The sequence below is a fragment of the Grimontia sp. SpTr1 genome (genome assembly GCF_947387585.1).
Classification (GTDB): domain Bacteria; phylum Pseudomonadota; class Gammaproteobacteria; order Enterobacterales; family Vibrionaceae; genus Enterovibrio; species Enterovibrio indicus.
Genome location: NZ_CANDOD010000009.1, coordinates 98,899 through 125,688, shown reverse-complemented (window position 1 = coordinate 125,688; position 26,790 = coordinate 98,899). Strand labels below are relative to the sequence as shown.

Here is a 26,790-nt window from a genome sequence, read left to right as displayed (position 1 = left end):
GATGAAAATACCAACAGATCCGACATTTTTTCTTTTCATCCAACGCTTAGCGACAAGCGGCTCATCAGGTATGATCATGGGTGAATTCGGCACCGGGTAATGATAATGAAAAAAATCCTTGTCATCAGAAACGATAAAATTGGCGACTTTATGTTGGCGTGGCCGGCATTTGCCATGTTGAAGCAATCTATGCCAGACGCAGAAATTACCGCCTTGGTACCGCCCTACACCAAAGCGTTGGCTGAGCTTTGTCCTTCGATTGATAAGGTACTGGTAGATTGCGGTAAGAAAGCGGATAAGCTGAACAAGAAAGCGCTTATCAGCCAGTTGAAAGCTGAGCTATTTGACGCTTCAATTTGTTTTTTTTCAGACAGCTACAATGCGACTCTGGTTTGGAAAGCGGGAATACCTTTCCGATTGGCACCAGCGACGAAAATATCGCAGTTTCTTTACAATCACCGCGTGAAGCAGCGTCGCTCACAATCAGCTAAACCTGAGTTTGAATACAATCTTGATCTCGCGCGTGCTTTCCTCGCAAAGCTGGACGTTGAGGTCAAAGAAGTCAGTGCACCTTATCTCTCTTTTGATGGCGAAACGTTGTCTGCCCAAAAACAGAAGCTTTCTTCTGTGTTGGGACTGAATCTCGATAAACCTTGGCTGTATGTGCATGCAGGGAGTGGTGGCTCAGCGAATAACCTGTCATTGGCGCAGTACACAGATTTAGTCGTTGGTGTTGCCTCAGATAAAGAGATTGAAGTGGTGCTTACCGCGGGGCCAGGGGAAGAAGAGAAAGCAGCGGAACTGCAATCCCTGCTAGCGGAAAAGTCGGTTCACGCTGTCGTCTATGACAAGAACGATGGCTTGCAGGATTTCACCCAATCCATCGCGTGTGCAAGTGCATTTATTGCGGGCTCAACCGGGCCTTTGCACATAGCAGCGACGGTTGATGTCCCAACCATTGGCTTTTTCCCTGCTAAACGCAGCGCCACACCCCTTCGCTGGAAGCCAATCAACAGTGAAGGGCGCCATATTGCGTTTGCTCCGCCAGCAGCGAAAGACAAGGAAGAGGCGGCAGACATGTCTAAGGTTGCAATCGAAGCCATTCTGCCAGACGTAAAGAATTTCTTGGGGCGCGTTATTTAGCGGCGCGGCTGTCGTTAGCCCTAATCCATAAATCGGCGTACTTCACAAAGGTGGAGTGCGCTGAAAGCACCGCAATTAAAAAACCCTGCTTGCCATCCAAGAAACCACGTTTAAGCACATACATCTTCAGGAAACATCCCAGTGCATGAAGAATCCCTTGGCTGATACTGCTTTTCTTTCCCCGTGCCTGACGTCCGTCTGCCCAAGACTTGGCATAGAATGCAGACTTCACCAGATACTGGTGCAGATCCCGATAAGAGTAATGCAACATATCACCATTAAGCGTCTGCTTGGTGGAGCCTTCAGGCTCAATGATTTTCTCGTGTACCAGTGCGTCGTTGTAGCCAGTTAGCTCGCGAGGATATAGGCGTACAATTTTGTCGTACCAGCCAGAGTGTTTGAGGAATCTGCCAAAGACCCACGTCGTACGACGAAGAATAAATAGCGTTTTCTGCGGTGGGTTGGCAAGTACGCCAAGAATGCTGTTTTTAAGCTCTTCAGTGATCACTTCGTCCGCATCAATCGCAAGCACCCAATCTTTGGTGGCGTGGCTTTGTGCAAGCTGCTTTTGCTTACCAAATCCTGGCCACTCAGCGTTCACGAACACCTTAGCGCCCGCGGCTTCTGCAATGGCTACGGTGTTATCTGTGCTGCCAGAATCGACAACAATGATTTCGTCCACCCAATCAAGAGAAGCGAGGCATTCAGGCAATATCTGCTCTTCGTTTTTGGTGATGATAATCGCGCTGATGGTGGCGCGCTGAGCCTGGCTCATAGCAGTTCCTCTTTCTCGGTGACTTCATCGAATCGAGCTATCACCGACTCAATCGTAATGCGTTGCATGGCGTCCTCGTCTTTCACTCTGGTGCGCCAGGAAACTTCGTCGACAGTTTTACCCGCCTCCGCTTCAATAGCTTCGGCATAAGCACTGACCACATAGTGTCGCCAGTTATAGGGGCCGGTTCGGGCTGGGTTGTGATGGGCATAAAGCCCAATCACTGGTGTACCGACGGCATTGGCAAGGTGAGCTGGGCCACTGTCGGGTGCCAGTACCAACGAAGCGTGCTTTTCGAGTGCCAGTAGTTGGAGCAGGGTGGTTTTGCCAATGAGGTTTTTTACGGGTTGCGATAGCTGGCGTTCAATCGCCTGACCTAACTCAACTTCAATTTTTCCAGGGCCACCTACGAGGATAACGTCAAAACCCTTGCGTAATGCATGCTCGATGACCCCCGCGTAGCCTTCTGCTGTCCAGTTTTTGAATGCTTTGCTGGCCGCAGGCGCGACCACAAGGGTAGGCTTTCCATTCATTTGGCCTTCTGCCCAAGTGAGGTCCTCATCCGCAATGGGTAATGACCATGTTGGCGTTTGGGGCTGGATCCCCAGCGCTTCAGTAAAAGCCATAAAGCCGTCAAGAACATGAAGCGATTGGGGTGATGGCACTTTGACATTGGTAAATAAGGATTGAAGGTCGCTAGCTCTTACTTTGTCGAAACCGAGTCGGTATTTGGCTTTGATGCCGACTGAAAGCAAGCTGGCACGAATGGCGCTTTGCATGTGCAGAAGCGCATCAAATTTTTGCCCTTTCAGCGATTGCCACACCGCTTTCATTCCCTTGAATCCCTGCTTCTTATCAAAGGCAATAACAGTGACACTCGGTAAAAGAGGCGTTAGCAAAGCGGCCTCTGCTTTACCCGCTATCCAGGTGATTTTGGTATCGGGCCATTGAGATTGAATGGCTTGAACAGCAGCCATTGCGTTGCATACATCACCAATCGCTGAAAGACGAAGGACACAAAGGGACTGAGGTGCGGTGGAAAAAAGGGCCATGATGCTGCTTATGTGGTTATCTTGACTGAAATTATGCAGTTGCCGATCTGCAATGTAAAATGCCTTCGATGAGAATAGGCCGATTAATGGGAGTGCCTGTGGAATTGCTGGCTGATAACAACATCCGCGTTTGGTTCGATGAGACTTTGCTGAAAGAAGATGCATTAAAAAGCTTCGATATTGCTTTCTGGCAAGATAAAGACGCGGTGATCGGGTCAGCTACAGGTCGAGGCACTACCTGGTTTGTGAAAACGGAAACCGTTGCTGCCGCCCTGCGTCATTATCGTCGCGGTGGGCTATTTGGCAAGTTAGTCAGCGACAGTTATTTCTTTACTGGATGGGAAAGTACCCGCTCTGCTGCAGAGTTTAACTTGCTCCATTACTTGCGTGAGCAGGGTATTCCCGTGCCACGCCCGTTGGCGGCAAGAGCGATAAAAGACGGGCTGACCTATCAAGCCGATATTCTGGTCGAAAAAATTGATGGTGCGAATGACTTAGTTGATGTGCTGAGTGCCTCTCCGCTCACTGAAGACAAGTATCGCGACATTGGAAAGTTAGTTCGAAAGCTCCATGACGCAGGCGTTTGCCACACTGATCTGAACATTCACAATATCCTGCTCGACGACAAAGGCGCTTTTTGGTTGATTGATTTTGATAAGTGCGGTCGTCGCTCAGGTGAAGGCTGGAAAGCCGCAAACTTAAACCGTTTGCAGCGATCGTTTCGTAAAGAGGTGGGCAAACGCCAAATCCAATGGCAGGAGTCAGACTGGCAGTTTTTACTTCAAGGCTACGGCCATTAACTTTCAATCCACTGGTTAACAGTGTCGAGCGTTTTCGAGACAGCGCCTCTATTCTTCTCCATCACTGACAATGCAGCTTTGCCGGCTTTTTCACGCTGTTCATTGTTATTTATCAGCGAGCCAATCTGAGCGGCTATCTCTACTGGGCTTTCTTTTACCGTGCATGCACCGACATCGATAAGCTGCTCAGCAATCACTTGAAAGTTGAAGTAGCTTGGGCCAGTTACCAGCGGCTTGGAGAGCGAAGCCGGTTCCAAAAGGTTATGCCCGCCAACTTTATCGCCAACAAGACTCCCCGCCATAAAGGTCACATCGCTTACTGCAAAAAGGTTCATCATTTCGCCCATGGTATCGCCAAGGTAAACCTGAATATCTGGGCTGACTACCTGTCCTAAGCTACGTCTTGCCAGTGAAAATCCATGAGACTCGACGAGGGTCGCGACATCACTAAAGCGCTCAGGATGCCTTGGAACCAATATCATCAGAGCGTCAGGCTGGCTTTCAAGCACTAACTTGTGCGCGTGCAGCAATATTTCATCCTCGCCGGGATGTGTACTCGCGGCTATCCAAACGGGTCTTTGGGCAAGCTGTGATTTCAGCTCAGTGACCGCGGGTGAGTTGATGTCAAAGTCTGGCAAATCGAATTTGACCGAGCCGGAAACAGAAACATTATCTTTGCTGACACCAAGCTCGACAAAACGTCGGGCATCATCGTCAAATTGGCAGAGAATATGATTAATACTGTCAGAAAATATTCTAAATAGTGCTTTGACTCGTTGGTAACCGCGTTTTGATTTTTCAGAAAGGCGCGCGTTCATCACAACAACGGGAATACCCGCCTTTTTTACTGTAGTCAGAGTGTTAGGCCACAGCTCGGTTTCCATAATCAGCATGATTTTTGGGTCAACACACTTGATAAAGCTCTTAACCGCAAAGCTAAAATCGATGGGCATGTACCTATGCTCTATACCTTCAATCTTCGAGGCAATTTCTGCACCTGTCGCAGTGGTAGTAGTCACCAGAATGGCTTCATTGGGATAGTGTTTTTGTAGTGCTTGAATGATGGGTTTAGCGGCAATCACTTCACCGACAGAGACAGCATGGATCCAAATGGGGTTCTCCCCGTTTAAAGGGGGCGTGTGTCCAAAATGCTCAACCCAGCGTTTACCGACCTTGGGCTTTCCATCTTTGGCTCTGTAAAGGCCAAAGAGCAGAAACGGAGCGGCAATAAGCAATAAAAAAGTATAGAGAAAGCGCACGGCTGAGCCTTTTTTGAAAATTGAAAGGCTAGTGTACAAAGGGCTCCCCTTAGAGAGAACCCTTTATCAAAAACTATCGTTGTTTGGTGATGTCTTCTTGCACGAGAAGTGCTTCGACTTGCTCAGCATAACTCACTTTGTGGGTATACTTTTCGCTGTCGCATGCTGCAACAAGATTCACAACAATGAAAAAAGCAGCCAGCCCAAGAAGTCCTTTGATGAGGCGATCTGGCATTTCAACGCGCCATTGCTTTGCTGCAACCAGGATCGGAATTAACGCGATTGTTTACTCCCCTTATGTTGAGACAGTCTGTCTAAACTGGAGTTTTCTGCCACATAAAAGCAAGAACACCATGAAAAAATCACGCTTCACCGAATCTCAGACCGTCTCCATCCTCAAAGAGGCTGATGCAGGCGTGAAAGTGGATAATATTTGCCGCTGGCATGGCATCAGCAATGCGACCTATTACAACTGGAAAGGCAAATATGGTCTTGGCTGCTTCAGAGTTCAAGTGCACTAAAGAGCTTAAAGCAGAGAATGCCAAGCTGAAGAAAATGTTTGCCGATGTCAGTCTCGAAAACCATGCCATGAAGGAGTTGTGCGCAAAAAAGGGCTGGTAGTGCGTGAGAAGGGAGATTGTGCACGCACATTGGCTACTGCAGGCCTCAGTGTTTTGAAGGCTTGCCAACTTACGCTATTGTGACGAGCGAGTTACTATCGCACCCCGAAGTACTGGCGTGTTCACGATGTTGAAGTTACTGATGCAATTAATGCGGTATTGGAAAAAGCGCCCAATGCCGGATTTTGGAAATGTTTTTGGCTAATAGAGCGAAAGCACAAGCGGTTCAATCATAAACGCGTGTACCGTGTTTACTGTCGCATGGGTCTTAACCTAAAACACCGTCAAAAGCGTGTATTGCCCGCACTAATAGCGATACCACTTTATGTTGTTGATGAGCCCAACAGCCGTTGGGCATTGAATTTCATGCATTGCTCTCTGTATTGAGGGAAGCTTTTTCGCACTCTCAACCTTCTGGATTAAAGGACACGTGAGTGGCTGGCTATTGAGAACGATACCAGCTTGCCCGCAGGTCGAGTTGTTAGAGTACTGGAGCAGCTAAAGAACGAGCGCGGTTTACCGAATCAACTTCGCGTCGATAGCGGGCCAGAGCTCCTTTCAGAGCGAAGATACATTCAGCCAGGAAAACCTCAGCAAAATGGATTTGTGGAGCGCTTCAATGGTTCACTCCGTCACAAGTTTATGGATGCTTATTTTTGGCTCACTTGAACAAGTACAAGACATGGCATGGGTATGGATGTGTCATTATAACGAACATCGTACTCAAAAGAGGCTAGGAAATATCCCTATGGCCGAATACCAGTAGGAAACTGGAAACCTCTAGCGGTGTGTTGCCTCGTTAAAGGGTAAGTGGACAGCAGTGAGCGCAGCTTCCTTTCCAAAGTTTCTGGAAAGGTTTAGCAATTTAACGCGCTTATCCAAGGGAGCCATATCTTTGAGTACGGCTAGTGTGTTGTCTTTACTGCCATCATTTACAAATACCAACTCATAGGTAAAACTGGTTGGCTATAGTATTTCAGTGATTTGCTTGTGAAAGGTTTATGGCACTTCCTGTTCGTTATAGCGCGGGCAAATAATTGAGATATTGGGTTGGTCCATTTTAGCTCCAGTAGATGCTCTCAAGGAAAGGAGGTTATGAAAAGTTACCAATATTGCGTGATTGGAACAGGTTCTTATTTCCAGTGATTGCTATCCCTGTCATCACGATATTGTATTCGGTGGAACGATATTCAATACTGTGCCTATTTGGTTGTTGAGCTGATGAATGCTAATGAGCACTAAGATCCAAGATGAAGACATTACCTTTGTTGTCCAAGGCCCAGTTCAAGGCAGTGATATCCGTTCTCAGATCCCGGGGATAACCCAGCGATGCTTGGAGAGTGTAAGACGTTATTTTCCAGGTGCGACGATTGTTTTATCGACTTGGAAAAATCAAAAGCTTGATAACCTCGATTACGATGTGTTGCTTGAACTTGACGATCCTGGGCAAAACACTGTTTTCAATAACGATGTGGAACAACGCCTCAACAACAATAGACAGTTGTACAGTACCCACCAAGGCTTGAAAGCCGTGAAAACTCGCTATGCGGTGAAACTGCGTAGCGATAACCTTCTTTCTGGACGGCAGTCTGTGACGCTTTTTGAGCAATACCACAATACTAATAGAAGGGCTGAAGATGCTTTGTTTGAATCTCGTGTTTTGACAAGCAGTGCCTTTTTCATCTCCCATCATCGCGGTGCACCTAATTACTTCTGCAAGAGTGATTTGTTCGACTTTGGCCTTACTTCCGATCTGCTAAAAATATGGTCAGACAAGCTGCTGGATGACCAGTACTTTTACCCTGTGCCAGGCTATAAAAGTCGCCCTCCAGCGACAGAGCAATTTTTATGCTTGAAATGGATTTCTGAGCTTAAGAGTTTAGATTTGAAAATTAATACCCGGGTGAATGATGATGCGGGATTGGGAAGTGATTTTTGGGGGCGTTGCATTGCGGCAAACCTGATTGTGGCAAAACCGGAAGAAATTGGACTCGATACAACGGAGCGTTTTTATAATCGCGGAAATCTGGTGTTCGAATACGATTTTGCCGACTGGAAAGAGCTGGCAGGCATTGAACCTCAGCCGCTTAATGTAAAAAAAGCGGTAAGGTTTTTTCGGAACACCGTCGAAAATACATACCGCTTTTTTTATCAAACCCTTAAGCGTTAATTTTTTTTAAACGCTTCATACTCATCGGGCACGCCACAGAAAATGACGTCCTCTCTAGGAATGAGGTGATAGTGGACTGACTTGTCCTGCTGAATGAGATGATTGTATAGCGGGGCGACATACAGCTCACCTTTTTCCCAAAGCTCTTCTCTTTCTAAGTAGAAGTTATACGCTTGAAGAAAATCTGCTGTTGATGCAAAGTGGTAGAGACCTGTACAACAAAGATCTGAAATTGGGCGCTTTTCTGCTGTTTCGGTAACTTCCGTTGAAGTGTTACTTTTCGGAAGTACGAAAGACCAGTTGTCACCGCTTCCTCGAAATACCTCAAGATAACTGTCTTTACTTGGTAGTAAAGCAGCAGGGAATTCGAACCCTGGGCGGAAGGTATCTATGTTAAAAATAGTGATAGGCTCTGCTTCATCTCTGCAGCCCTTCAACCCCTGAAAAACGGTTTCTGCTTGTCCGCGAGTCTCGCCTTCCAGTGCAACCACATGACATGTTTTGATACCCAAAGACTTCGCCTTCTCTAAGACAAACTTAGGTGTGTCAAAAACATCTCTAACAATAAAGAGAAATGGCTCTGACTTGAAATAGCGTTCGAAACTTTTTACGGCATGTTCGAATACAGTAATGCCTTTCGCTTCGAGCATATATTTAGGCTCTTTGTAACCCGCTTTAAAAAATCGTGAGCTTAATCCTGCCATTGGTATAATAATCATTACAATGACTCCTCCAGTAAGTCTGCAATTCTAAAAGCATTAGAAAATAATGCCATTTGTCTATTTTCATCATCGCTATGTAACGGAAGCATTGATAGAAAAAGATGTAACTGCATTGCTAATAACTCCCGATAGCAGACAGAGTACTTTCTTTCAATGTTATCTATGAAAATTTTCTGAACTTCTAGTAGTTGATTGGAAGAAGGTAGCTCAAAATTAATACTATTTTCGTCATGTGAAATTTTATAATAACCTGCGATGATCCAATCATAACCACCAATAATAGAATGGCTAAGCTTTGCTAAATCATAGCGAATATCTCCGTAAATAGAAAATTCACCATCGGATGTTAATCCTCTTGGATCCACCGTCTTAATGTTGGACGTTCTAAAGTCGAAAAGAATATTACTAAAACAAAAGTCACCATGGACAACTGTACACATACCTTTGTCGCTTGGTAAAAATTTATTCGCAAGTGAGATTAAACTATTTACTGAATGCTTTTTACATGAATTGTAGGACCAAACTTTATCCCTACTTATATTTTTTGAATTACAGAATAATTCTAACCTTTCTTCTGTTTTCTCAATAAAAAGTCTTTCTAGATCTCGGTCAGATGTGCTTACTTTTTTATACTCTAAACATGCATCAATAAAGTTAAAACAACCAGTTAAGATCCGCTTCCATGTCATAACAGGAAGACGGCTAAAAACGTAGAGTTCGTTGAGCGCCGTATGATGGAGGTATTCTAATTCGTAACTTACTTTTCTCTCATCGGAATCAAAGTTTAGAAGTTGAGGTAGATATTTACGAAGTCTACTGGGGATCCCTTCAAACCATAAGGCTTCGGCCATTATCTTATTATTATTTTCACTGGTCTTTTTTACACTATCAGCTGATATTTCTAGCTCATTAAAGCTTCGTTGAGTAGTAAAAGCTGCTTTGGAGTGGAAGTAAGTGTGTATATGACCAAAATCAAGCCAGTCATCAACATGAACTGACTTCATCGGATGTTTTCCATGATAGTGATTTATACCATCTAAGAAGTTCCATCGCTTATGAATAAGAGACTTAACCAGACTGCTTGGATGCTCAAAATTAAAAAAGCCATTTACTACAGAGTGAGTGTTTTCCGGCTCTAAATTAGAATTCTCTTTTAACCAGACATCGCCATCAGAGCTTAAATAGGCCCACTGGTAATTGTCCTTTACTTGGCTTACGGCGATACAATTTATATCCTTTGGATAGTCGAGTAGAAGCGTATCACCATATAATAAAGTCAGGCCTTCATTTTCATCAAAATCAATGAGATTGAGAGCGGCGACAATTGATTCACCGAGGCCTAGTTGTTCTGGGAGAAATATGGTTGTGACTTTGTTAATTTTCAACCAATCTTGGTCGTACTCATCAAGTGAAAATGTCTCAGGTAGCGTTAGAAAAATTTTCTCACTGGGTGCAATACGAGAGATCTGGTGTTGGAATAACCGCCTATTACCCAATGGCAAAAATGAAGGAGGAAGAGCTCCGAATTCGGATTGTAGTTCTGCTCCGCAGAATGCAGCTGATGCAATTAGGAACATAAGTTCTGTATCTCCAATTTTTCCTTTTCTAATAGCGCCGTAATTTCATCAAATGTCATTTTTGCGAACTCGCTAGGGCGAACAGAACGATCGTCAATATAAAAACCTTCTTTTCCACACCATGGCTTACCAACAAGTACTTCATCATATGGAACATCATGCTCATCTAGCCATTGAGTAATTATAGGTAAGGTATGGATGTTGATCTTACCAACATTACCGCTAAATGTTCTCATATTGCGTGCAGTGTTGATTACAATTTGGAAACCCTGATTTCTGTATTCTCTTAACTGTTCTATGACAGGAGTGTTGGGGGATACTTTTTCATAGTCATTTGTATCGCCAAGGGTGATCGTATTATCCAAATCGACAATTAACTTTTTCATAGCTAGGGTTATTTTCACCTGAGTTGTCACGGTGATAAATGATCGCAGTTTATGGATGCGACTTCCTCACCGTTTTGTTAAAGTTTCTATCGATAAAGTCTCTCATATGAGGGAGCAAAACCACAGCATTTTCCCTGCAAAGCTTTGAAGTGCGAATGCAAATCATGGTTATGCTCTTAAAAAAAACTAAGACTGCTTTATCCGTTTATAAGCCGAAAATACTGTACTAGGGGATAACTCATCCAGGCATTTCAAATGTTCAAGGGGACATTGTCTTTTGAAGCATGGTCTACAGTCAATGTCGTTACTCACAATTGCAACTCGTGTTGACAAAGGGGGAGTATACTCGGGTGAGCTTGATCCAAATATAGCCACTATTCTGGTGTTAACTGAAGCGGCGACGTGCATCAGGCCTGAATCATTTGAGAACACAACGTTACAAGCTGCTAGCACATCAACAGCATCGTTCAAGGAGGTCTTACCTGCTAAATCAAAGCAATTTTTCTGCAGGTGCTTGGGAATTAGATGAATGATTTTACGAGTGACATCTTTATCTTTTGGACCACCAAAGAAACAAATTTGTTTGCCTTCTTCCAGAAGCCACTCCGCGACTTTTGCGTAATGCTTTTCTGGCCACCTTTTTGCTGGCCCAAACTCAGCTCCGGGGCAAATTCCAATAATATCTTTGCTATTATTGATACTGAATTTTTTTAAGCAATTGATTTTATTGTCTTCATCGATAAGAAGAGACGGCTTTGGGATATCCTTCAATTGCACTTGTTCGACCATGTCTTGATGTGTGTATGCAAGCGCAACGTAGCGTTCGACCATATACTGAAAAATGTTACGGCTAGGCCTAAGATCATTTAGGAGGCCATATCGCATCTCTCCTTTCCAGCCAGTTCTAACAGGGATATCAGCGAACAATGGTATCAGCGCAGATTTTGCTGAGTTAGGTAAAACAATAGAATGGGTGTAGCTTTCCCGTTTTAGTGATCGACCAAGTCTCCAACGTCCAGCAAGGTTAAACTCGCCATGACCTATGGGCATTTCTATCGCTCTATCCACCTCCGGCATTCGCTCGAGAATAGGTCTGCACCAAGCTGGAGCCAATACATGAATTCGCGCATTGGAGAACTTTGCTTTGATTGTTTTGTACAAGCTTTGTGACATCACCATGTCACCGACCCATGAAGGGCCTATGATTAACCATCTTGAAGCGTGTTGTGATGAATGCATAACGGCGATTAAACCCGTACCTTTAGGTCTCTTAAGAGGTTATTGTACTTATAATGAGCTGAGCTTCATAGTGACAAAATAGGGCTTGTGAGGCTTTAAAGAATTGAGATGCAATGTCGGGATCCTTATAATCGGTATAAGAGTAGGACAACCAATCCAGGTAGTGTAGATACTCCTCAGAAGGCGAATTTATGAGTGTTACCTCGAAGACCGCAGTTTTGTGTTTATCTCATTTTCGAGGAGGCATGGAGCTAGACGCACTTAAGCAAACTAATCTGTTTTTAAGCTATGGCGTAGATGCTGTACTGATCTGTAGGAAAAATACATTTCTCGAACAAATAGCAAAAGAGCAAGATATTCCGCTAATAAGCATTGACTTCAAGGCAAAGTTGAGTATTCCTTTAATCTTTGGTTTAAGAAAAGCGATTAAAGAAATAGATATTAATACGTTGATATTCTTCGGAGCTTCAGAAATAAAATCTATCTATTTTTCCGTGATGGGGACTAATTGTCGAGTTATTGTACGGCATGGTACAACTAAATCTTCATCTAAGAAAGATCCGATCCATCGTATATTCTATAGCTGTGTCTCTGACTATGTGGGAATAAGTGAGCATTTGTCGAGAAATATTCTAGATATTTTACCTGCAAGCGAAGGTCAGGTTCATACTATATATAATTCTTTGGATACTAATGATATTGGTTTTAATAGAAATTCATCACTTACTTTTCTTCATATTGGTAGAGTGGAAAATGGGAAAGGTGTGATAGATGCTATCAAGGCTTTGTCGAAAGCTAAAATACCTATTCAGAGTAAAGTTATTACATATGTCGGATCGATTGAAGAGAAATCTGTCCAGAAAGAAATTGAGAGACTAGCTTTGGAGGGCGGTGTTAATGTTGTATTTGAAGGTTTCTGCAAGAATGTATCCTCTTTCTACAGTGACAACAGTTTTTTTCTTTTCCCAAGTTATGGCGAAGGATTACCAAATGTTATGCTTGAAGCCATCTCAAAAGGCTTAAGTTGTATAACTTATGACAACACCGTATTTTCGGAGTTTATTAAGCTAGGTTTTGATGGTGTCTACTTAGCTGAAGATAGAAATATTGATGACTTGTCCAAAATGATTGAAATTGCATATCAAGAAAGAAAAGGGGTCAACTTAGAAGCTAATATGACTCGTTTTAACGATGTCTTTTCCATTAATGGTAATATTAAGAAATGGTTGGAACTGATTGATGGCTAGTTCTACTAATTTAAATAGGTTGGATTTTTTTGGTGGCAAGTCATTATTATATAGAATAGCACTAAGCTTTTTCTTTTTGTTTGTTATGTCTATCTCAACTTCAAAGGCTGGGATGAATGTCTCGGCATCGATGCTTGCCATTATTTCTGTTTTTGTTTTTCTTTTTAATATAAAGAAAATCCATAAAAGTCGTCATATTAAAAATATTTTTAATTTGTCACTTTTTATATACTTTGCATTTGCATTTTCTAGTTTTTTTCATCCTAATTCTATAGACTTAAAAGAGTACCTATATAAAAATCTCTATTTGCTCGTAATTCCCATAGCTACTTTTTTTCTTGCTTTTTCAGATATAAGGAAAAAGGCCATAATATTATTTGTCATTTCTAGCTTTGCATCTGCTTTATATAGTATATATAATTTTGTTACTGTTGCAGAGTTTAATGTTATGGTTAGGACAAGTGGTTTTCTCTCCTCGGATAGGCATTTAAATGCAGTTATTTTTTCTTCCTGTATCTGTCTGCACTATTTGTTTAAAGATAGTTTGAGCAACAGACTAAAGATTCTGGCTGTTTTTATGCTTCTTACTTTTTTAATAAGCTTGATAGTATCGAGTACAAGGGGCGGGTGGCTCGCTGGGGCAGTATCAATTTCTTTCTTAATCTTAAGGTTCCATCGAAGGTTCGTTCCTCATGTTACTATTATCTTCTTCTTCTTAACTATATTATTTAGTTTTTTCGGTGGAGGGGTTTATAAAGAGGTGTCTAACCGTTTTTCATCAATTACTAATATAAGTACAGATTACTCTAATACGTCAAGAATCAATATGTGGAAAGGCGGTATGAACTATTTGCTTTATCTTACCGAGACCCAACCAACGACTATGATTTTTGGAGGAGGAATGAATAGCTCCGCCTCAAACTATTTTCAATACTTGGAACAATTACCGGAACAACAACGGCTTTCTTACGGTGTTGATGGTGAGAGACTTGGAGGAACTGATTTCCATATGACATTTATTGATATGTCAGTCAAATCAGGAGTTTTATTTACACTAATAATTCTAAGTCTTTTTACTATTATATCGATCCGTGCAGTATTTAGTAAGGGAGGTGATGATTTTGTCATTTTTACTTCGGCTTACCTATTGGGTGTGTTCCTTTGGCTTCCATTTTACAGTATTATGCAAGGCTATTCGGCATATATTTTTACGTTTGCTATCGCAATAGTTTTGTCTGAAAGCGTAAAGATTGACTTTAATAGCGGGAGAGCAAATGAAATACAGCTGGTTTGAAAAAGGAGCCTACGCAGCTCCGGTAGCTAAAAAATTCTTAGCATCTAATTTCCAACCTGAAAAAATAACAAAAATAGCTGTTATCCGACAAGCGGCTCTTGGTGATCTAGTACTTGTACGGCCTTTTCTAATAGAGGCTAGGAAGTTTTTCCCAAATGCAGAAATAGTTTTAGTCGGTGCTACTAACTACAAATATGGCTTACCCAGCGATTTGGCCGACTGTACATATATCATGTATGGAAAAGACGTTAAAAATAATTATTCTTTCTCTGAAAAGTTAAGCAACATAAAAGGTTTAGGAGAGCAAGACATTATTTTCGACTTGTCCTGTACAAACCGTTCTCTATGGTTGACTGTGCTGAATAAAGCGAAATTAAAGTTTGGGTTCCCTTACAAAGCAGTACTGAATGGTACTGTTTATAATGTGTCTGTACCTCGCTCTGATTTCCAACATGAGCTCGATTCTATGCTCGACATGTTAAGATTCCTCGGGCATGTACCGCCACACATACCTGATTTCGGCTATCCAGACAATCGATGTTTTAGTGCTCTAGAGAATCAAAGATTTGTATACTTCAATGGAGCATCTACTGAATCAAAAATTCTACCAAAACAGCAGATGTATAGTTTAATGAGTGATACTGCAGTGGCCTTTCCAAATACTAAACACTGCTATTTAGAAGGTGTTCATGACCGTGAGAAAGGAGATTTCTTAACTCCTCTTCTGACTGAACATGACAATATAGAGATCATTGAAAACAAAAGCCTAGAGCAACTGACAGAGTACTTAGCTCGTTCTGCTATGGTTATTGCTCCTGATACCGGGATACGAAATTTGGCTATTGCCACTCATACACCGACGGTAGGTATTTTTTACTCAACAGTACCATTTAGATACACTCCGAAATATGAATCTGGACACGTAATGGTGATGAATGCAGACAGCTCAATTCCAACAAATGGTCAAATAATTGAGGCTATTCGTAACAATCTCAACTCTCTGTCTTTGTGATTAAGAGCAGTAGCATTGCTATACATGCTACTGCTCTTGTTTGTTGTTTAGGTTAGTAATTCTGACTACCATCTGGCTTTGAGCGGAGTAAATTCATAATCCACATATACTGGCCAGGGTCGTTTTCCAAAAACTGTTCAATGCGTTCGTTCATCATGCGCGCATCCGTTTCTTCGCTGCCTGATGGGAATGGAGCCAGTGGCGGCTGCACAATCACCTCAAAGTTTCCGGTTTCACGGTTATAAACAGGCATTAGCGGAACGATTTTCGCGCGGCTCAATGTCGCAAGCTTACCTAAACCAGACAGTGTTGCTTTCTGCGCAGCGAAGAAAGGCACAAACACACTGTAATCCGGGCCATGATCTTCATCCGGCAGATAGTAGCCAAGGTAGCCCTCACGCACGGACTTAATAAAAGGCTTAATGCCATCTGCACGCTCGTGAGTTCTGCCACCATATTTCAGGCGCTGCACGTTCATTAGCCAGTCTGCCACTTTGTTCTTTTGCTTTTTCACCATGGCAGCGACAGGTAAGCCTCGCGAAGCTAATTGAACTGCGGGATAATCAATCGCCCAGCTATGAGGTACTAACAGAATGACTTTTTCGCCATTCTCGACAAGCTCTGTCAGAATTTCCTCATTGCGGAATAAGGTGCGCTTTTCCAAATAGCGTTTGCTGCGCATCATGATGGTGGCGAAACCCAGCAGAACACACCCCGCATTAATATAGCTTTGCTCTAAAATGGCGGAACGTTCCTCGTCGGTTTTTTCTGGAAAACATTGCTGAAGATTGATCACCGCACGTTTTTTGGCGCGGTTATTCATTTTTACCAGGCGTTTGGCGAGAAACTCAGCGAATTTGTCGCGAAGTCTGAACGGCACAAAAGCCATAATTGCGGCGAAGAGAATACCCAGCCAGGTACCCCAGTAACGCGGGTGCAAAAAGGCCCATTCAAACGTTGGTAGATAAGAGCTATTTTTAGGGTCTTGGCTCATAGAGTCGGAACTACAAAAATCGAACTTAGGAAGAAAAACGGGTGACGTTGTTATTCCACCCGTTTTCAGTCAATTACTTATTAAGAATTGCCATGTACTCGGCAACGCCTTCCGCGACGGTTTTGAATTCGTCAGGATAACCGGCTGCGCGAACTTTGGTGAGATCTGCCTGAGTGTAAGCTTGGTATCGGCCCTTCAGGTGGTCTGGGAATGGGATTTCTTCCACTTCGCCTTGACCATGGTGCTTGATGACGGCTTCAGCGACAGCACGGAAAGGTTCTGCGCGACCGGTACCACAGTTGAAGATGCCTGATTGACTGTTTTGCCAGAACCAGATGTTCATCTTGCACACGTCACCAACATATACGAAATCACGCTTGAAGGTGTCGCTGCCTTCGAACAGTTTCGGGTTTTGGCCGTCTTTAATTTGGTTGTTCAGGTGAAAAGCCACAGACGCCATGCTGCCTTTGTGGTTCTCGCGTGGACCGTATACGTTGAAGTAACGGAAACCGGTGATTTGAGACAGTGTCTCACCGTGTGCTTCAGCGTCTGCCCAAATGCGGCGAACGTAGTTGTCAAACAGCTGCTTGGAGTAACCGTAAACGTTCAGTGCGCCTTCATATTGTGGCTCTTCGATGAAGTCGTGGTCACGGCCGCCGTAAGTTGCAGCCGATGATGCATACAGGAATGGAATTTCGCGCTCGAGACAGTAATGCAGCAACTCTTTTGAATACTCATAATTGTTGAGCATCATGTACTTGCCGTCCCACTCAGTGGTCGCTGAGCACGCACCTTCGTGGAATACCGCTTCGATAGGACCGAAATCGTCACCCGCCATGATTTGCGCGATGAAGTCTTCTTTGTCCATGTAATCAGCGATATCCAGGTCAACCAGATTCACGAACTTGGTGCCGTCTTTCAGGTTATCAACTACCAGAATATCGTTGTAACCTTGCTCGTTCAGCGCTTTAACCAAATTGCTGCCGATCATGCCGGCGCCGCCAGTCACTATAATCATATCTTTACCTAAATTCTGTTGACCTGAATTATGAGAAGACCCCACCAGTAATTCAGTGAGGCTATGGTAATATTTCCCTTTCTGGGCTTGAGGATAGCAGTTTAACCATGAAAACCCGTGATCGCATTATTCATTCAGCGCTGGCGCTCTTCAACGAGCAGGGTGAGCCAAACGTCACCACTAACCATATTGCTGCCGATCTGGGGATAAGCCCGGGAAACCTGTATTACCACTTCCGTAATAAGGAAGAGATTATACACAGTATTTTCGATCAATACGCGCTCGATCTTTCGACAGGTTTCCAGCCGGAAGTCCCAGCGGAATCTGACGAACAGCGGCTGCTTGCATACCTTGATGCCACCTTCCAACTGATGTGGAGATACCGTTTCTTCTACGCCAATCTGCCCGATATCCTAAGCCGCGATGCTGAGCTTCAGAATAAATATCTGGAGGCGCAGCAGGCATTGAAAGCCAATCTCTTTGCGATGCTGAGCCGCTTTCGTGAAACGGGATGGCTGGATATGGACGATGAAGCGCTGCAGTCACTGTGCAGCACGCTGAAACTCGTCGCGTCGAGTTGGATATTCTATCAAAGTGCGCAGTCACCACAGGCGAAAGTGACGCCAGTGGTGATTTATCAGGGCGTGCTGCAAATCCTCAACATGGTGTCACCGATGACGACCGATAAAGGCAGAGCAGTAGTATTAGGTTTGATAGGGCACTATCGCGAACAGATGGAAAGCACCAAGGCGGCTTCCGACTCAGCGTGATCGAGCACAATAAGATGTACTAATTCAATAGACGCGACCTTCCTCAGAACTCTATCATCTACACTCTTTCTAATATGTCATACTGTAAGCTGGGTGTTATTTAGACACTTTAGCTTTCAGTGATGCAATAATCATATTGATATCAACCTGTTCCTGTTTCCATCGATGGAGTAAGCGATGACTGCCGCTTTTTACCAGCAAATTCGCCAGCAGCTTGAAGAAGTAAAAGCTGAAGGCCTGTACAAAGATGAACGTGTGATCACGTCGGCCCAAAAGGCGAACATCTCAGTAACGTCAGGTGACGAAGTATTGAACTTCTGTGCCAATAACTACTTGGGGCTGGCTAACCACCCTGCGCTGATTGAAGCGGCAAAAGCAGGAATGGATGAGCATGGCTTCGGCATGGCGTCGGTGCGCTTTATCTGCGGCACCCAAGATTCGCATAAGGTATTGGAAGAAAAGCTTTCTGCCTTTCTCGGTATGGAAGACACCATCCTTTACTCTTCTTGCTTCGATGCCAACGCTGGCCTGTTTGAAACTATTTTGGGTGCAGAAGATGCGATCATTTCCGATGCGTTGAACCACGCCTCTATCATCGACGGTGTGCGTTTGTGTAAAGCGATGCGCTTCCGCTATGCCAACAACAATATGGAAGAGCTGGAGCAGCAACTGATTGCGGCGAAAGAAAAAGGTGCTCGCAACACATTGATCGTGACAGACGGTGTGTTCTCGATGGACGGTGTTGTCGCAAACCTGCCTGCTATCTGCGATCTGGCAGAAAAATACGGCGCATTGGTGATGGTGGATGACTCTCATGCCGTGGGCTTTATGGGCGCAAACGGTCGTGGTACCCACGAATACCATGACGTGATTGATCGTATCGACATCATCACCGGCACCTTGGGTAAAGCCATGGGCGGCGCGTCAGGCGGTTACACGTCAGGTAAGAAAGAAGTGATTGATTGGCTGCGTCAGCGTTCACGTCCTTACCTGTTCTCGAACTCACTGGCACCAGCGATTGTTTCAGCGTCTATCCGTGTGATTGATCTGCTGGCAGAAAGCGGCGATCTGCGTGACAAACTGTGGGACAACGCCAACCACTTCCGTGCCCGTATGAGCGAAGCGGGCTTTACGCTGGCAGGCGCGGACCACGCCATCATTCCTGTGATGCTGGGTGATGCAAAAGTAGCGGGCGAATTTGCAGAACGCATGATGAAAGAAGGTATCTACGTAGTCGGTTTCTCCTTCCCTGTAGTACCGAAAGGTCAGGCACGTATTCGCACGCAAATGTCAGCGGCACACAGCCGTGAGCAACTGGACAAGGCAATCGACGCCTTTATCAAAGTCGGCAAAGACATGGGTCTGATTGGATAAGCAACGATGACGAACAAAATGAAAGCGCTGGCAAAACTGAAAGCAGAACCGGGCATTTGGATGACCGAGGTTGAGCAGCCGGAGCTGGGCCATAACGATCTGCTGATCAAAATCCGCAAAACCGCGATTTGTGGTACCGACGTGCATATCTACAACTGGGATGAATGGTCACAAAAGACCATTCCTGTGCCTATGGTTGTTGGACATGAGTACGTGGGTGAAGTGGTTGGTATCGGCCAGGAAGTGCGTGGTTTCGCCATTGGCGACCGCGTATCAGGTGAAGGTCATATTACCTGTGGGCATTGCCGTAACTGCCGTGCTGGTCGTACGCACCTTTGCCGCAACACTATTGGTGTAGGTGTAAACCGTGAAGGTGCGTTTGCCGAGTATCTGGTGATCCCAGCATTCAACGCATTCAAAATCCCAGAAGACATTTCAGACGAGCTGGCTTCTATCTTCGACCCATTCGGTAACGCGGTTCACACTGCGCTGTCTTTTGATCTTGTCGGTGAAGATGTCCTGATCACAGGTGCTGGTCCTATCGGCATCATGGCGGCAGCAGTCGCGAAGCACGTGGGCGCGCGCCATGTGGTGATCACCGACGTGAACGAATACCGTTTGGAGCTTGCCCGCAAGATGGGTGTGACCCGCGCGGTGAATGTGGCAGAAGAAAAACTGGAAGACGTGATGTCAGAACTGGGCATGCGCGAAGGCTTCGACGTGGGCCTTGAGATGTCCGGTAATCCGTCTGCGTTCAACGGCATGCTCCAAACCATGAACCACGGTGGTCGTATTGCGCTGCTGGGTATTCCGCCGTCAGACATGGGTATCGACTGGAACCAGGTGATTTTCAAAGGTCTGGTGATTAAAGGCATCTATGGCCGCGAAATGTTTGAAACCTGGTACAAGATGGCAAGCCTGATCCAATCTGGTCTGGATTTAAGCCCAATCATCACGCACCATTACAGTGTGGATGACTTCCAGAAAGGCTTCGATGTGATGTGCTCTGGACAGTCAGGTAAAGTTATCCTCGATTGGACCAAGTAATCATCGTCTGTTGCTTGAATTTCAAAACCCGCTTCGGCGGGTTTTTTACTGCCTGAGCGCCAGTGAGATGGGCACCAGCTCCACTTCTTTTTGAAGTTCAGGAAGCTGTGCTTGTAAGGTTTCCAGCGTTACAGGAAAGGGGTGGGCGATCACCACAGCAACACCGCGGCGTTTGGCTTGTTGTACGGCAAGTTTGAGCTGGTTTTCGATGAAGGCTTCATTGGGGAAATGGTCGAGAAACACATGACGGCGATTGGTGGCTAGACCATGCTCGCGGGCAATCCGCTGGGCGACGGTTTTGGGCGTGGTGCGGCTGTCGATAAAGCCAATTTCTCGTTCTTCAAGGAGCTCCATGATCCAATGCATCGGTGCCTTGTGTTGGGTCAGCAGGCTACCCATATGGTTATTCACTGCCACTACCTGCGGGACACGATACAGCGCCTCTTTCACTGAGCCCTGCATTTCCTTTTTACTCATGGCAAGCGTCAGTGAGTTAGGCTCTTGCGGCGTGCCATCAGGGCTTTGCATCGGAAGGTGAAGCAAGACTTCGCGCTGTTGGCTCAAGGCAGTCAGCGCAACCGCCGTGTCGAATTCGGTGAAGGGGATGATGGAGACACTGATTTGCGGCGGCAAAGCGGCAATCTCTCTTGGCATCATTTCGTAGCCAAGGTCATCGATAATAAAGGCGATTTTAGGTTTGGCTGCGATGGGCGTAGCCAGAAAGAGAAGGAGTAGGGTGGTAACAGCAACAATCCTTTGCATCTGAAACCTGCAGTGCCTTTACCGTGTCAGCCAGGGGCTGGGGTTGGTGGCGTTACCCTTGCGCCGGATTTCGAAATAGAGCGCCGAGGCATCCTGACCGCCACTGTTTCCGACAAGGGCAATCGGGTCACCCGCTTTGACCGTATCGCCGACATTGCGCAGCAAAGCCTGATTGTAGCCGTAGAAGCTCATGTCTCCTTTGCCGTGGTCGACCACCACCATCAAGCCATAACCGCGTAGCCAGTTTGAAAGCACCACAGTGCCATCGTGAGCGGCTTTGACTTCACTGCCTTCTTTAGCCGCGATAACCATGCCATTCCAGCGCAGTTGTCCGGTTTGTTCAGTGCCATATCGGTGCAGGATTTTCCCTTTTACTGGCCACTGCATCTTGCCTTTGTACTTACCGAGACCATCCATTTTGACTTTAGCTTGCTCTGCGGCAATGCGGGCTTGTTCAGCAGCGCGTTCAAGTTCTACTTTCAGACGCTTTTCGTTATTTCGAAGCTCAGCAAGGTAGCCCTTGTCACTGTTGATTTCGCGTCGGATAGCGCCTGCTGTTTTCTTCTGAGCCTGCTGCTCTTTCTCCAGCTTCGCTTTATCAGCAGCAAGCGAAGCAATCAGTGTCTTTTGCTTTTCGGTTTGCTGCTGCAGGGTACGGCGTTTTAGCTGCAGCTCGGTATCGGTAGCAGCGAGTTCGTTGATGGCATCCGTTCGCGCCTTGGAAAGTTTTTCTGCATACACCGTCATACGATCCATGTCAGAGGAATCTTCACCGCTCAACAAGGCATTGAGCTGACTGTGCTGGCCTTGTCGGTACTGGCTGTTTAAGAGCTCTTTCAAAAGCTCCATCTGGCCCAGCTTGAGCTGTTCAAGACGCTGGCTTTCACGGTTTAGTGTGGCGATATCTTTTTCGATAACGCTTAAATCAGCATTGGCATTACGCATCTGTGTTGCGATAGCGGCGATGGATTGCTCTTGGGATTTGAGATTGGATTGCAGCGCGTTGAGTTTTTTCGATTTGGAATTGAGCTGCTGCTCCTGACGGGAGATTTCACTTTTCATACCAGAAAGCTGCTCGTCACTGGCGCGAGAAGCTGGGCTGGTAAGCAGACACAACAAAACGCCAGCGCTTATGGCACTGGCGCGCAACAATTTTAAATGGCGCAACGTTCTTCCCTTCATGGCAGGCAGTATATCAAGCCGATCTGGAGTTGGCATTACTCTGCCTGTCTCAGCATCGCAAGTTCGAGAATAAAATCGGTGAAGTTTACTTCCTCTATTTTAAGAGAAAATCAGGAAGTGAGTTGTCAGATCTGCATAAAAAAACGCGCTCCGAGGAGCGCGCTTTTCATCACTGAAAATGGTGGCTAATTATTTAGCAACGAACAGTGGTTTACCGGTCATGTCAGCTGGCGCTTCAACACCGGTCAGTGCCAGCATCGTTGGCGCCAGATCAGACAGCTTACCGCCGTCAACCAGGTCGATGTCTTTGCTGCCCGCGTAAATCAGTGGTACTGGCAGGTTAGTGTGCGCAGTGTGGATACCACCGGTTGTCGGGTCAACCATCATTTCCGCGTTACCGTGGTCAGCAGTGATCAGAAGCTGACCATCAACTTCTTTGATCGCTTCAACAACACGGCCAATGCAGTGGTCGATAGCTTCAACGGCTTTAACTGCTGCATCGTAAACGCCAGTGTGGCCAACCATGTCACAGTTCGGGTAGTTACAGATGATTTGGTCGAACTTGCCGCTCTTGATCGCGTCAACCAGCTTGTCAGTCAGCTCTTCAGAGCTCATTTCTGGTTGCAGGTCGTAAGTTGCGACTTTCGGGGAGGCAACCAGAGCACGCTCTTCGCCTTCGAATACGGATTCAACACCGCCGTTGAAGAAGAAAGTAACGTGCGCGTATTTTTCGGTTTCAGAAATACGCAGCTGGGTTTTGCCTTGCTTAGACAGCCACTCACCCAGGGTGTTAACCAGGTTTTCTGAAGGATAAGCACATGCGGTGTCGATGTCTGCCGCGTATTCCGTCAGCATCACGAAATCTGCAAGCGCTGCAACTTTGTTACGGGCGAAGCCATCAAAACCAGGCATGAATGCGCGGGTGATTTGACGCGCGCGGTCAGCACGGAAGTTCATGAAGATCACTGCGTCGCCGTCGTTGAAAGAGGCAACAGGCTGGCCTTCAGTGCGGATTTCAGACGCTTGAACGAATTCATCGTTTTCGTCACGTGCGTAAGCAGCTTCCAGCGCTTCTACTGCAGAGCCGTAAGTGAACGCGCCTTTTGCTTCAACCATCAGGTCATAAGCTTTTTCTACGCGATCCCAGTTGTTGTCACGGTCCATGGCGTAGTAACGACCTACGATAGATGCCGTACGGCCTTTACCCAGTTTTGCAAACAGGGCGTCGAAACGCTCCAGTGATGCTTTCGCGCTGCGAGGTGGGGTGTCACGACCGTCCAGGAAGCAGTGCAGGTACACTTCCTCAGCACCACGTTGAACTGCCATTTCAACAGCTGCTGCAATGTGGTCTTCGTGGCTGTGAACGCCGCCTGGGGACATCAGACCCATGATGTGAACCGCTTTGCCTGCTTTCGCTGCTTTGTCGATAGCACCGGTCAGTACAGGGTTATCGAAAAACTCACCATCTTGGATAGCTTTGGTGATTTTAGTCAGGTCCTGGTAAACGATGCGGCCTGCACCAATGTTGGTGTGGCCCACTTCTGAGTTACCCATTTGACCGTCTGGCAAACCAACATCCATACCTGATGCAGAGATCAGGGTGCTGGTGCCCGCCATCAAGCCATCAAGAACAGGTGTATTCGCGTTCGCAACTGCGTTGTCGCTGTTGTCTTCGCGGTAACCCCATCCGTCCAGAATAACGAGTGCCAAAGGCTTCTTAGCAGACATACGGTGTCCTCTTTATGTCGATTTCAATATTCGTGAATTAGCGTAACTTTACTACATTTTATTGGTTAAGCAGTAGGCAAACTTTTTCGCTAAATTTTCAACAAAAACTGTAATGGAGGGTGCCGAGCCTTGCATTTACTGGTCTGCGCAAGAGTCTTACCTTTTCGAAAGGGTCTCGTTATTGAAGAGCACCAAAGAAAATTTTGTAGTAAGTAAACAGATCAGTCGCTTATCTTTCGCTTCAACTGGGTGAGCTGAGCAGAATACGCCCGGAAATAACATTCCCCGTGTAGGACAGATATTGAGGCGAATGTGACCGATTTCAAGCTTTTTGATCCTGTTGTCAGTGAGCGGGGGCATGGAAATCCAAGCCCATGCTGTATTTGCACAGTTTGAAGGTTATACTCGGGTTCGATTTTTTGTGCCGACACTTAGTAGAAGCGAGCCATGCAGCAGTTTATTGAATTTGTACAAGCTAACTTGATCTTGTCCCTGGTGTGGGTGGGTCTGGTTGTTGCGCTGATCCTGTCAGTCATCAAACAGAAAACCGCACTTTATAAAATCATTACGCCAAGCGATGCGACTATCTTGGTTAACCGCGAAAAGGGTGTGTTTGTTGATATCCGTAGCCGCGATGATTACCGCGCGGGTCATATTGCGGGCGCACTTCACGTTTTGGCGAAAGACATCAAAGCGAATAACGCCGCTGAGATTGAAAAACATAAGTCTGACCCAATCATCTTGGTGTGTAAGACTGGTCAAACGGCGATTGAAAGCGCCAACGTGCTGGCAAAAGCCGGTTATGAGAACGTGAATGTTCTGAAAGATGGCCTGATCTCGTGGAATGAGGCGAACCTGCCACTGATCCGCAGCAAGAAGAAAAAGTAACCAAAGACGGTTTCACTATTCTGAAGGCAGCTCAGTGAGCTGCCTGAATCGTTTTAAAATGCGTGAAAGCATTTGTCTAAATAACAAGGATTTATCACTATGGCTGAAGCAGCAACTAACCCACAAGCGCAACAGAACTTCGCGATTCAACGTATCTTCCTGAAAGATGTTTCTTTCGAAGCGCCTAACTCTCCAGAAGTGTTTCAGCAAGAGTGGAACCCAGATGTAAACCTGGATCTGGATACCCAAAGCCGTGAACTGGGCGAAGGTGTTTATGAAGTGGTTCTGCGTCTGACTGTGACCGTGAAAAACGGCGACGAGAACGCATTCCTTTGTGAAGTTCAGCAAGGTGGTATCTTCTCTGTAGACGGTATGGAAGCGCCACAACTGGCACACTGCCTGGGTGCATTCTGCCCGAACATCCTGTTCCCATACGCGCGTGAAACGATTTCTAGCCTGGTAGTGAAAGGTACCTTCCCACAACTGAACCTGGCACCAGTTAACTTTGATGCGCTATTCATGAACTACCTGCAAAGCCAACAAGCGCAAGAAAAAGACGGCGCTGACGCGTAATCAGTAATTTTAAGGTCGACACATGACAGATATCGCCAACGCCAATGTGGCAATGACCGTTCTGGGCGCAGGCTCTTACGGTACGTCTCTCGCAATCTCACTGGCCCGGAATGGCGCCAATGTGGTGCTGTGGGGTCACGAGCCAGCGCATATGGCACAGCTCGAAATTGATCGCTCAAATGAAGCGTTTCTGCCGGGTGTCGCATTTCCCGACTCACTGATCCTGAGTGCTGATCTTGAAGCATCTATTCAAGCCAGCAGGGATATTCTGGTGGTGGTGCCAAGCCATGTGTTTGGTCTGGTGCTGGCACAGGTGAAACCTTTCCTTCGTGATGACCAGCGTATCTGCTGGGCGACCAAAGGCCTTGAGCCAGAAACCGGCCGCCTGTTGCAGGACGTCGCGCGCGAGCAACTGGGTGAGGACGTGCCAATGGCAGTATTGTCTGGCCCAACGTTTGCCAAAGAGTTGGCGGCAGGTTTGCCTACAGCTATCTCGGTTGCTTCACCAAACGCTGAGTTTCTGGCTGAGCTGCAGGAAAAAGTGCACTGTGCGCGCTCTTTCCGCGTTTATGCCAATAGCGACTTTATCGGTATGCAGCTTGGTGGCGCGGTGAAAAACGTGATTGCGATTGGCGCGGGGATGTCTGACGGCATTGGCTTTGGTGCCAATGCCCGTACCGCACTTATCACCCGTGGCCTTGCTGAGTTGACACGTCTTGGCGTGGCGCTGGGTGCAGAGCGTGAGACCTTTATGGGTATGGCGGGTTTGGGTGATTTGGTACTGACCTGTACCGACAACCAATCCCGCAACCGCCGTTTTGGTCTGGCACTGGGTCAAGGTAAAGGCGTTGATGAAGCGCAGGATGAAATTGGTCAGGTGGTCGAAGGCTACCGTAATACCAAAGAAGTTCGCGCACTGGCAAAACGCACTGGCGTTGAAATGCCTATCGTCGAGCAGATTTTCCAGGTGTTGTATGAGGGCAAAGATGCCCGTCAGGCGGCGCAGGATCTGTTGGCGCGCCAACGCACCTCTGAATAGTTTCTCCGTTCAGTCGGGTCTAACAAAACGCGGGACTAAGGTCTCGCGTTTTTTGTTTTTGCGACAAACAGCAAGGAGAAGGTCAACCAAGCTGACAGACCAATCGGTAGTGTTGGGTT

At 46.0% G+C, this 26,790-nt stretch carries 26 protein-coding genes and 1 pseudogene; 13 read left to right on the top strand and 14 right to left on the bottom strand.

Going from position 1 to position 26,790, the window contains the following annotated elements:
* Positions 1-105 precede the first annotated feature (105 nt).
* Positions 106-1,143 (top strand): glycosyltransferase family 9 protein, encoded by a 1,038-nt coding sequence (locus QL223_RS14175; RefSeq protein WP_281545098.1) that lies wholly within the window; start codon positions 106-108, stop codon positions 1,141-1,143.
* On the opposite strand, the gene QL223_RS14170 is transcribed toward QL223_RS14175, so the two are convergent.
* Positions 1,136-1,918, bottom strand: coding sequence for a glycosyltransferase family 2 protein (locus QL223_RS14170; RefSeq protein ID WP_002535326.1), 783 nt, complete (start codon positions 1,916-1,918; stop codon positions 1,136-1,138). The genes QL223_RS14175 and QL223_RS14170 overlap by 8 nt on opposite strands.
* On the bottom strand, positions 1,915-2,970 hold the full coding sequence (locus QL223_RS14165) for a glycosyltransferase family 9 protein (protein ID WP_281545097.1): 1,056 nt from the start codon (positions 2,968-2,970) through the stop codon (positions 1,915-1,917). Before QL223_RS14165 ends, QL223_RS14170 begins: the two co-directional genes overlap by 4 nt.
* Positions 2,971-3,068: 98 nt before the next feature.
* Here QL223_RS14165 and QL223_RS14160 point away from each other — a divergent pair, with 98 nt between their 5' ends.
* Positions 3,069-3,770, top strand: a complete 702-nt coding sequence (locus tag QL223_RS14160) for a 3-deoxy-D-manno-octulosonic acid kinase (RefSeq protein WP_281545096.1) — start codon at positions 3,069-3,071, stop codon at positions 3,768-3,770.
* On the opposite strand, the gene waaA is transcribed toward QL223_RS14160, so the two are convergent.
* Complete coding sequence (gene waaA / locus QL223_RS14155) at positions 3,767-5,029, bottom strand: lipid IV(A) 3-deoxy-D-manno-octulosonic acid transferase (protein ID WP_281545095.1); 1,263 nt, start codon at positions 5,027-5,029, stop codon at positions 3,767-3,769. The two genes, QL223_RS14160 and waaA, sit on opposite strands and share 4 nt — an antisense overlap.
* 73 nt (positions 5,030-5,102) lie before the next feature.
* Positions 5,103-5,264, bottom strand: a complete 162-nt coding sequence (locus tag QL223_RS14150; protein ID WP_002535321.1) for a hypothetical protein — start codon at positions 5,262-5,264, stop codon at positions 5,103-5,105.
* Positions 5,265-5,382: 118 nt separating this feature from the next.
* Between QL223_RS14150 and QL223_RS14145 the strand changes: the two are divergent.
* A pseudogene (locus QL223_RS14145) lies at positions 5,383-6,415 on the top strand (IS3 family transposase).
* Between the two features lie 14 nt (positions 6,416-6,429).
* Here the strand turns inward: QL223_RS14145 and QL223_RS14140 are convergent.
* The gene (locus tag QL223_RS14140; RefSeq protein WP_239643915.1) at positions 6,430-6,594 is read right to left on the bottom strand and encodes a glycosyltransferase; all 165 of its coding nucleotides are present in this window, start codon (positions 6,592-6,594) and stop codon (positions 6,430-6,432) included.
* Between the two features lie 286 nt (positions 6,595-6,880).
* Between QL223_RS14140 and QL223_RS14135 the strand changes: the two genes are divergently transcribed.
* Positions 6,881-7,819, top strand: coding sequence for a WavE lipopolysaccharide synthesis family protein (locus QL223_RS14135; RefSeq protein WP_002535315.1), 939 nt, complete (start codon positions 6,881-6,883; stop codon positions 7,817-7,819).
* Here the strand turns inward: QL223_RS14135 and QL223_RS14130 are convergent.
* From QL223_RS14130 to waaF, 4 genes are all read right to left on the bottom strand, one after another.
* The gene (locus QL223_RS14130) at positions 7,816-8,538 is read right to left on the bottom strand and encodes a glycosyltransferase family 2 protein (RefSeq protein WP_281545094.1); all 723 of its coding nucleotides are present in this window, start codon (positions 8,536-8,538) and stop codon (positions 7,816-7,818) included. The two genes, QL223_RS14135 and QL223_RS14130, sit on opposite strands and share 4 nt — an antisense overlap.
* Positions 8,538-10,118 (bottom strand): hypothetical protein, encoded by a 1,581-nt coding sequence (locus QL223_RS14125; RefSeq protein WP_002535312.1) that lies wholly within the window; start codon positions 10,116-10,118, stop codon positions 8,538-8,540. The genes QL223_RS14130 and QL223_RS14125 overlap by 1 nt, the downstream gene beginning before the upstream one ends.
* Positions 10,109-10,504: a capsular polysaccharide biosynthesis protein gene (locus QL223_RS14120; protein ID WP_002535310.1), complete on the bottom strand. Its 396-nt coding sequence runs from the start codon at positions 10,502-10,504 to the stop codon at positions 10,109-10,111. Before QL223_RS14120 ends, QL223_RS14125 begins: the two co-directional genes overlap by 10 nt.
* 186 nt (positions 10,505-10,690) lie before the next feature.
* A complete protein-coding gene (gene waaF, locus QL223_RS14115; protein WP_002535308.1) occupies positions 10,691-11,743 on the bottom strand; it encodes a lipopolysaccharide heptosyltransferase II in 1,053 nt (350 codons plus the stop codon).
* A gap of 245 nt (positions 11,744-11,988) precedes the next feature.
* Between waaF and QL223_RS14110 the strand changes: the two genes are divergently transcribed.
* Genes QL223_RS14110 through QL223_RS14100 form a run of 3 tightly spaced genes read left to right on the top strand, consistent with a single transcriptional unit; the run spans position 11,989 to position 15,296 of the window.
* Positions 11,989-12,990 carry a glycosyltransferase family 4 protein gene (locus QL223_RS14110; protein WP_039849436.1) on the top strand — a complete coding sequence of 334 codons (1,002 nt, stop codon included), beginning with the start codon at positions 11,989-11,991 and terminating at the stop codon, positions 12,988-12,990.
* Positions 12,983-14,284: an O-antigen ligase family protein gene (locus QL223_RS14105; protein ID WP_281545093.1), complete on the top strand. Its 1,302-nt coding sequence runs from the start codon at positions 12,983-12,985 to the stop codon at positions 14,282-14,284. The genes QL223_RS14110 and QL223_RS14105 overlap by 8 nt, the downstream gene beginning before the upstream one ends.
* Entirely contained in the window at positions 14,265-15,296 is a 1,032-nt protein-coding gene (locus QL223_RS14100) for a glycosyltransferase family 9 protein (RefSeq protein ID WP_002535304.1), read from the top strand. The genes QL223_RS14105 and QL223_RS14100 overlap by 20 nt, the downstream gene beginning before the upstream one ends.
* A gap of 52 nt (positions 15,297-15,348) precedes the next feature.
* On the opposite strand, the gene lpxM is transcribed toward QL223_RS14100, so the two are convergent.
* Both lpxM and rfaD read right to left on the bottom strand, forming a co-directional pair.
* Positions 15,349-16,290 carry a lauroyl-Kdo(2)-lipid IV(A) myristoyltransferase gene (gene lpxM, locus QL223_RS14095; protein ID WP_002535302.1) on the bottom strand — a complete coding sequence of 314 codons (942 nt, stop codon included), beginning with the start codon at positions 16,288-16,290 and terminating at the stop codon, positions 15,349-15,351.
* Between the two features lie 73 nt (positions 16,291-16,363).
* Complete coding sequence (gene rfaD / locus QL223_RS14090) at positions 16,364-17,308, bottom strand: ADP-glyceromanno-heptose 6-epimerase (protein ID WP_002535301.1); 945 nt, start codon at positions 17,306-17,308, stop codon at positions 16,364-16,366.
* 107 nt (positions 17,309-17,415) lie between these two features.
* Here rfaD and QL223_RS14085 point away from each other — a divergent pair, with 107 nt between their 5' ends.
* The 3 genes from QL223_RS14085 to tdh all read left to right on the top strand — a co-directional run bounded on the left by QL223_RS14085 (position 17,416) and on the right by tdh (position 20,499).
* The gene (locus tag QL223_RS14085) at positions 17,416-18,078 is read left to right on the top strand and encodes a TetR/AcrR family transcriptional regulator (RefSeq protein WP_002535300.1); all 663 of its coding nucleotides are present in this window, start codon (positions 17,416-17,418) and stop codon (positions 18,076-18,078) included.
* Positions 18,079-18,255: 177 nt separating this feature from the next.
* On the top strand, positions 18,256-19,452 hold the full coding sequence (locus QL223_RS14080; protein ID WP_002535299.1) for a glycine C-acetyltransferase: 1,197 nt from the start codon (positions 18,256-18,258) through the stop codon (positions 19,450-19,452).
* Between the two features lie 6 nt (positions 19,453-19,458).
* Complete coding sequence (gene tdh, locus QL223_RS14075) at positions 19,459-20,499, top strand: L-threonine 3-dehydrogenase (RefSeq protein ID WP_046303443.1); 1,041 nt, start codon at positions 19,459-19,461, stop codon at positions 20,497-20,499.
* Between the two features lie 45 nt (positions 20,500-20,544).
* Here the strand turns inward: tdh and QL223_RS14070 are convergent, their stop codons facing one another.
* From QL223_RS14070 to gpmM, 3 genes are all read right to left on the bottom strand, one after another.
* On the bottom strand, positions 20,545-21,261 hold the full coding sequence (locus tag QL223_RS14070) for a divergent polysaccharide deacetylase family protein (protein ID WP_281545092.1): 717 nt from the start codon (positions 21,259-21,261) through the stop codon (positions 20,545-20,547).
* A gap of 18 nt (positions 21,262-21,279) precedes the next feature.
* On the bottom strand, positions 21,280-22,443 hold the full coding sequence (locus QL223_RS14065) for a peptidoglycan DD-metalloendopeptidase family protein (RefSeq protein WP_281545142.1): 1,164 nt from the start codon (positions 22,441-22,443) through the stop codon (positions 21,280-21,282).
* Between the two features lie 189 nt (positions 22,444-22,632).
* The gene (gene gpmM / locus QL223_RS14060; RefSeq protein ID WP_281545091.1) at positions 22,633-24,171 is read right to left on the bottom strand and encodes a 2,3-bisphosphoglycerate-independent phosphoglycerate mutase; all 1,539 of its coding nucleotides are present in this window, start codon (positions 24,169-24,171) and stop codon (positions 22,633-22,635) included.
* A gap of 447 nt (positions 24,172-24,618) precedes the next feature.
* On the opposite strand from gpmM, the gene QL223_RS14055 reads away from it, so the two are divergent.
* The 3 genes from QL223_RS14055 (at position 24,619) to gpsA (ending at position 26,671) form a co-directional block, all read left to right on the top strand.
* The gene (locus tag QL223_RS14055) at positions 24,619-25,059 is read left to right on the top strand and encodes a rhodanese-like domain-containing protein (RefSeq protein ID WP_165016024.1); all 441 of its coding nucleotides are present in this window, start codon (positions 24,619-24,621) and stop codon (positions 25,057-25,059) included.
* Between the two features lie 99 nt (positions 25,060-25,158).
* Positions 25,159-25,632 (top strand): protein-export chaperone SecB, encoded by a 474-nt coding sequence (secB, locus tag QL223_RS14050; protein WP_002535289.1) that lies wholly within the window; start codon positions 25,159-25,161, stop codon positions 25,630-25,632.
* Between the two features lie 22 nt (positions 25,633-25,654).
* A complete protein-coding gene (gene gpsA, locus QL223_RS14045; RefSeq protein ID WP_281545090.1) occupies positions 25,655-26,671 on the top strand; it encodes an NAD(P)H-dependent glycerol-3-phosphate dehydrogenase in 1,017 nt (338 codons plus the stop codon).
* Positions 26,672-26,790: the final 119 nt, after the last annotated feature.

Coding starts and splice junctions, on each gene's coding strand:
- QL223_RS14150 (WP_002535321.1), bottom strand. CDS start 5,264: ATGCCAGATCGCCTCATCAAAGGACTTCTTGGGCTGGCTGCTTTTTTC.
- QL223_RS14175 (WP_281545098.1), top strand. CDS start 106: ATGAAAAAAATCCTTGTCATCAGAAACGATAAAATTGGCGACTTTATG.
- QL223_RS14080 (WP_002535299.1), top strand. CDS start 18,256: ATGACTGCCGCTTTTTACCAGCAAATTCGCCAGCAGCTTGAAGAAGTA.
- rfaD (WP_002535301.1), bottom strand. CDS start 17,308: ATGATTATAGTGACTGGCGGCGCCGGCATGATCGGCAGCAATTTGGTT.
- lpxM (WP_002535302.1), bottom strand. CDS start 16,290: ATGAGCCAAGACCCTAAAAATAGCTCTTATCTACCAACGTTTGAATGG.
- QL223_RS14105 (WP_281545093.1), top strand. CDS start 12,983: ATGGCTAGTTCTACTAATTTAAATAGGTTGGATTTTTTTGGTGGCAAG.
- secB (WP_002535289.1), top strand. CDS start 25,159: ATGGCTGAAGCAGCAACTAACCCACAAGCGCAACAGAACTTCGCGATT.
- QL223_RS14110 (WP_039849436.1), top strand. CDS start 11,989: ATGGAGCTAGACGCACTTAAGCAAACTAATCTGTTTTTAAGCTATGGC.
- QL223_RS14055 (WP_165016024.1), top strand. CDS start 24,619: ATGCAGCAGTTTATTGAATTTGTACAAGCTAACTTGATCTTGTCCCTG.
- QL223_RS14170 (WP_002535326.1), bottom strand. CDS start 1,918: ATGAGCCAGGCTCAGCGCGCCACCATCAGCGCGATTATCATCACCAAA.
- waaF (WP_002535308.1), bottom strand. CDS start 11,743: ATGCATTCATCACAACACGCTTCAAGATGGTTAATCATAGGCCCTTCA.
- QL223_RS14085 (WP_002535300.1), top strand. CDS start 17,416: ATGAAAACCCGTGATCGCATTATTCATTCAGCGCTGGCGCTCTTCAAC.
- QL223_RS14135 (WP_002535315.1), top strand. CDS start 6,881: ATGAGCACTAAGATCCAAGATGAAGACATTACCTTTGTTGTCCAAGGC.
- QL223_RS14165 (WP_281545097.1), bottom strand. CDS start 2,970: ATGGCCCTTTTTTCCACCGCACCTCAGTCCCTTTGTGTCCTTCGTCTT.
- QL223_RS14130 (WP_281545094.1), bottom strand. CDS start 8,538: ATGATTATTATACCAATGGCAGGATTAAGCTCACGATTTTTTAAAGCG.
- QL223_RS14120 (WP_002535310.1), bottom strand. CDS start 10,504: ATGAAAAAGTTAATTGTCGATTTGGATAATACGATCACCCTTGGCGAT.
- QL223_RS14125 (WP_002535312.1), bottom strand. CDS start 10,118: ATGTTCCTAATTGCATCAGCTGCATTCTGCGGAGCAGAACTACAATCC.
- QL223_RS14065 (WP_281545142.1), bottom strand. CDS start 22,443: ATGAAGGGAAGAACGTTGCGCCATTTAAAATTGTTGCGCGCCAGTGCC.
- QL223_RS14100 (WP_002535304.1), top strand. CDS start 14,265: ATGAAATACAGCTGGTTTGAAAAAGGAGCCTACGCAGCTCCGGTAGCT.
- tdh (WP_046303443.1), top strand. CDS start 19,459: ATGACGAACAAAATGAAAGCGCTGGCAAAACTGAAAGCAGAACCGGGC.
- gpsA (WP_281545090.1), top strand. CDS start 25,655: ATGACAGATATCGCCAACGCCAATGTGGCAATGACCGTTCTGGGCGCA.
- QL223_RS14070 (WP_281545092.1), bottom strand. CDS start 21,261: ATGCAAAGGATTGTTGCTGTTACCACCCTACTCCTTCTCTTTCTGGCT.
- gpmM (WP_281545091.1), bottom strand. CDS start 24,171: ATGTCTGCTAAGAAGCCTTTGGCACTCGTTATTCTGGACGGATGGGGT.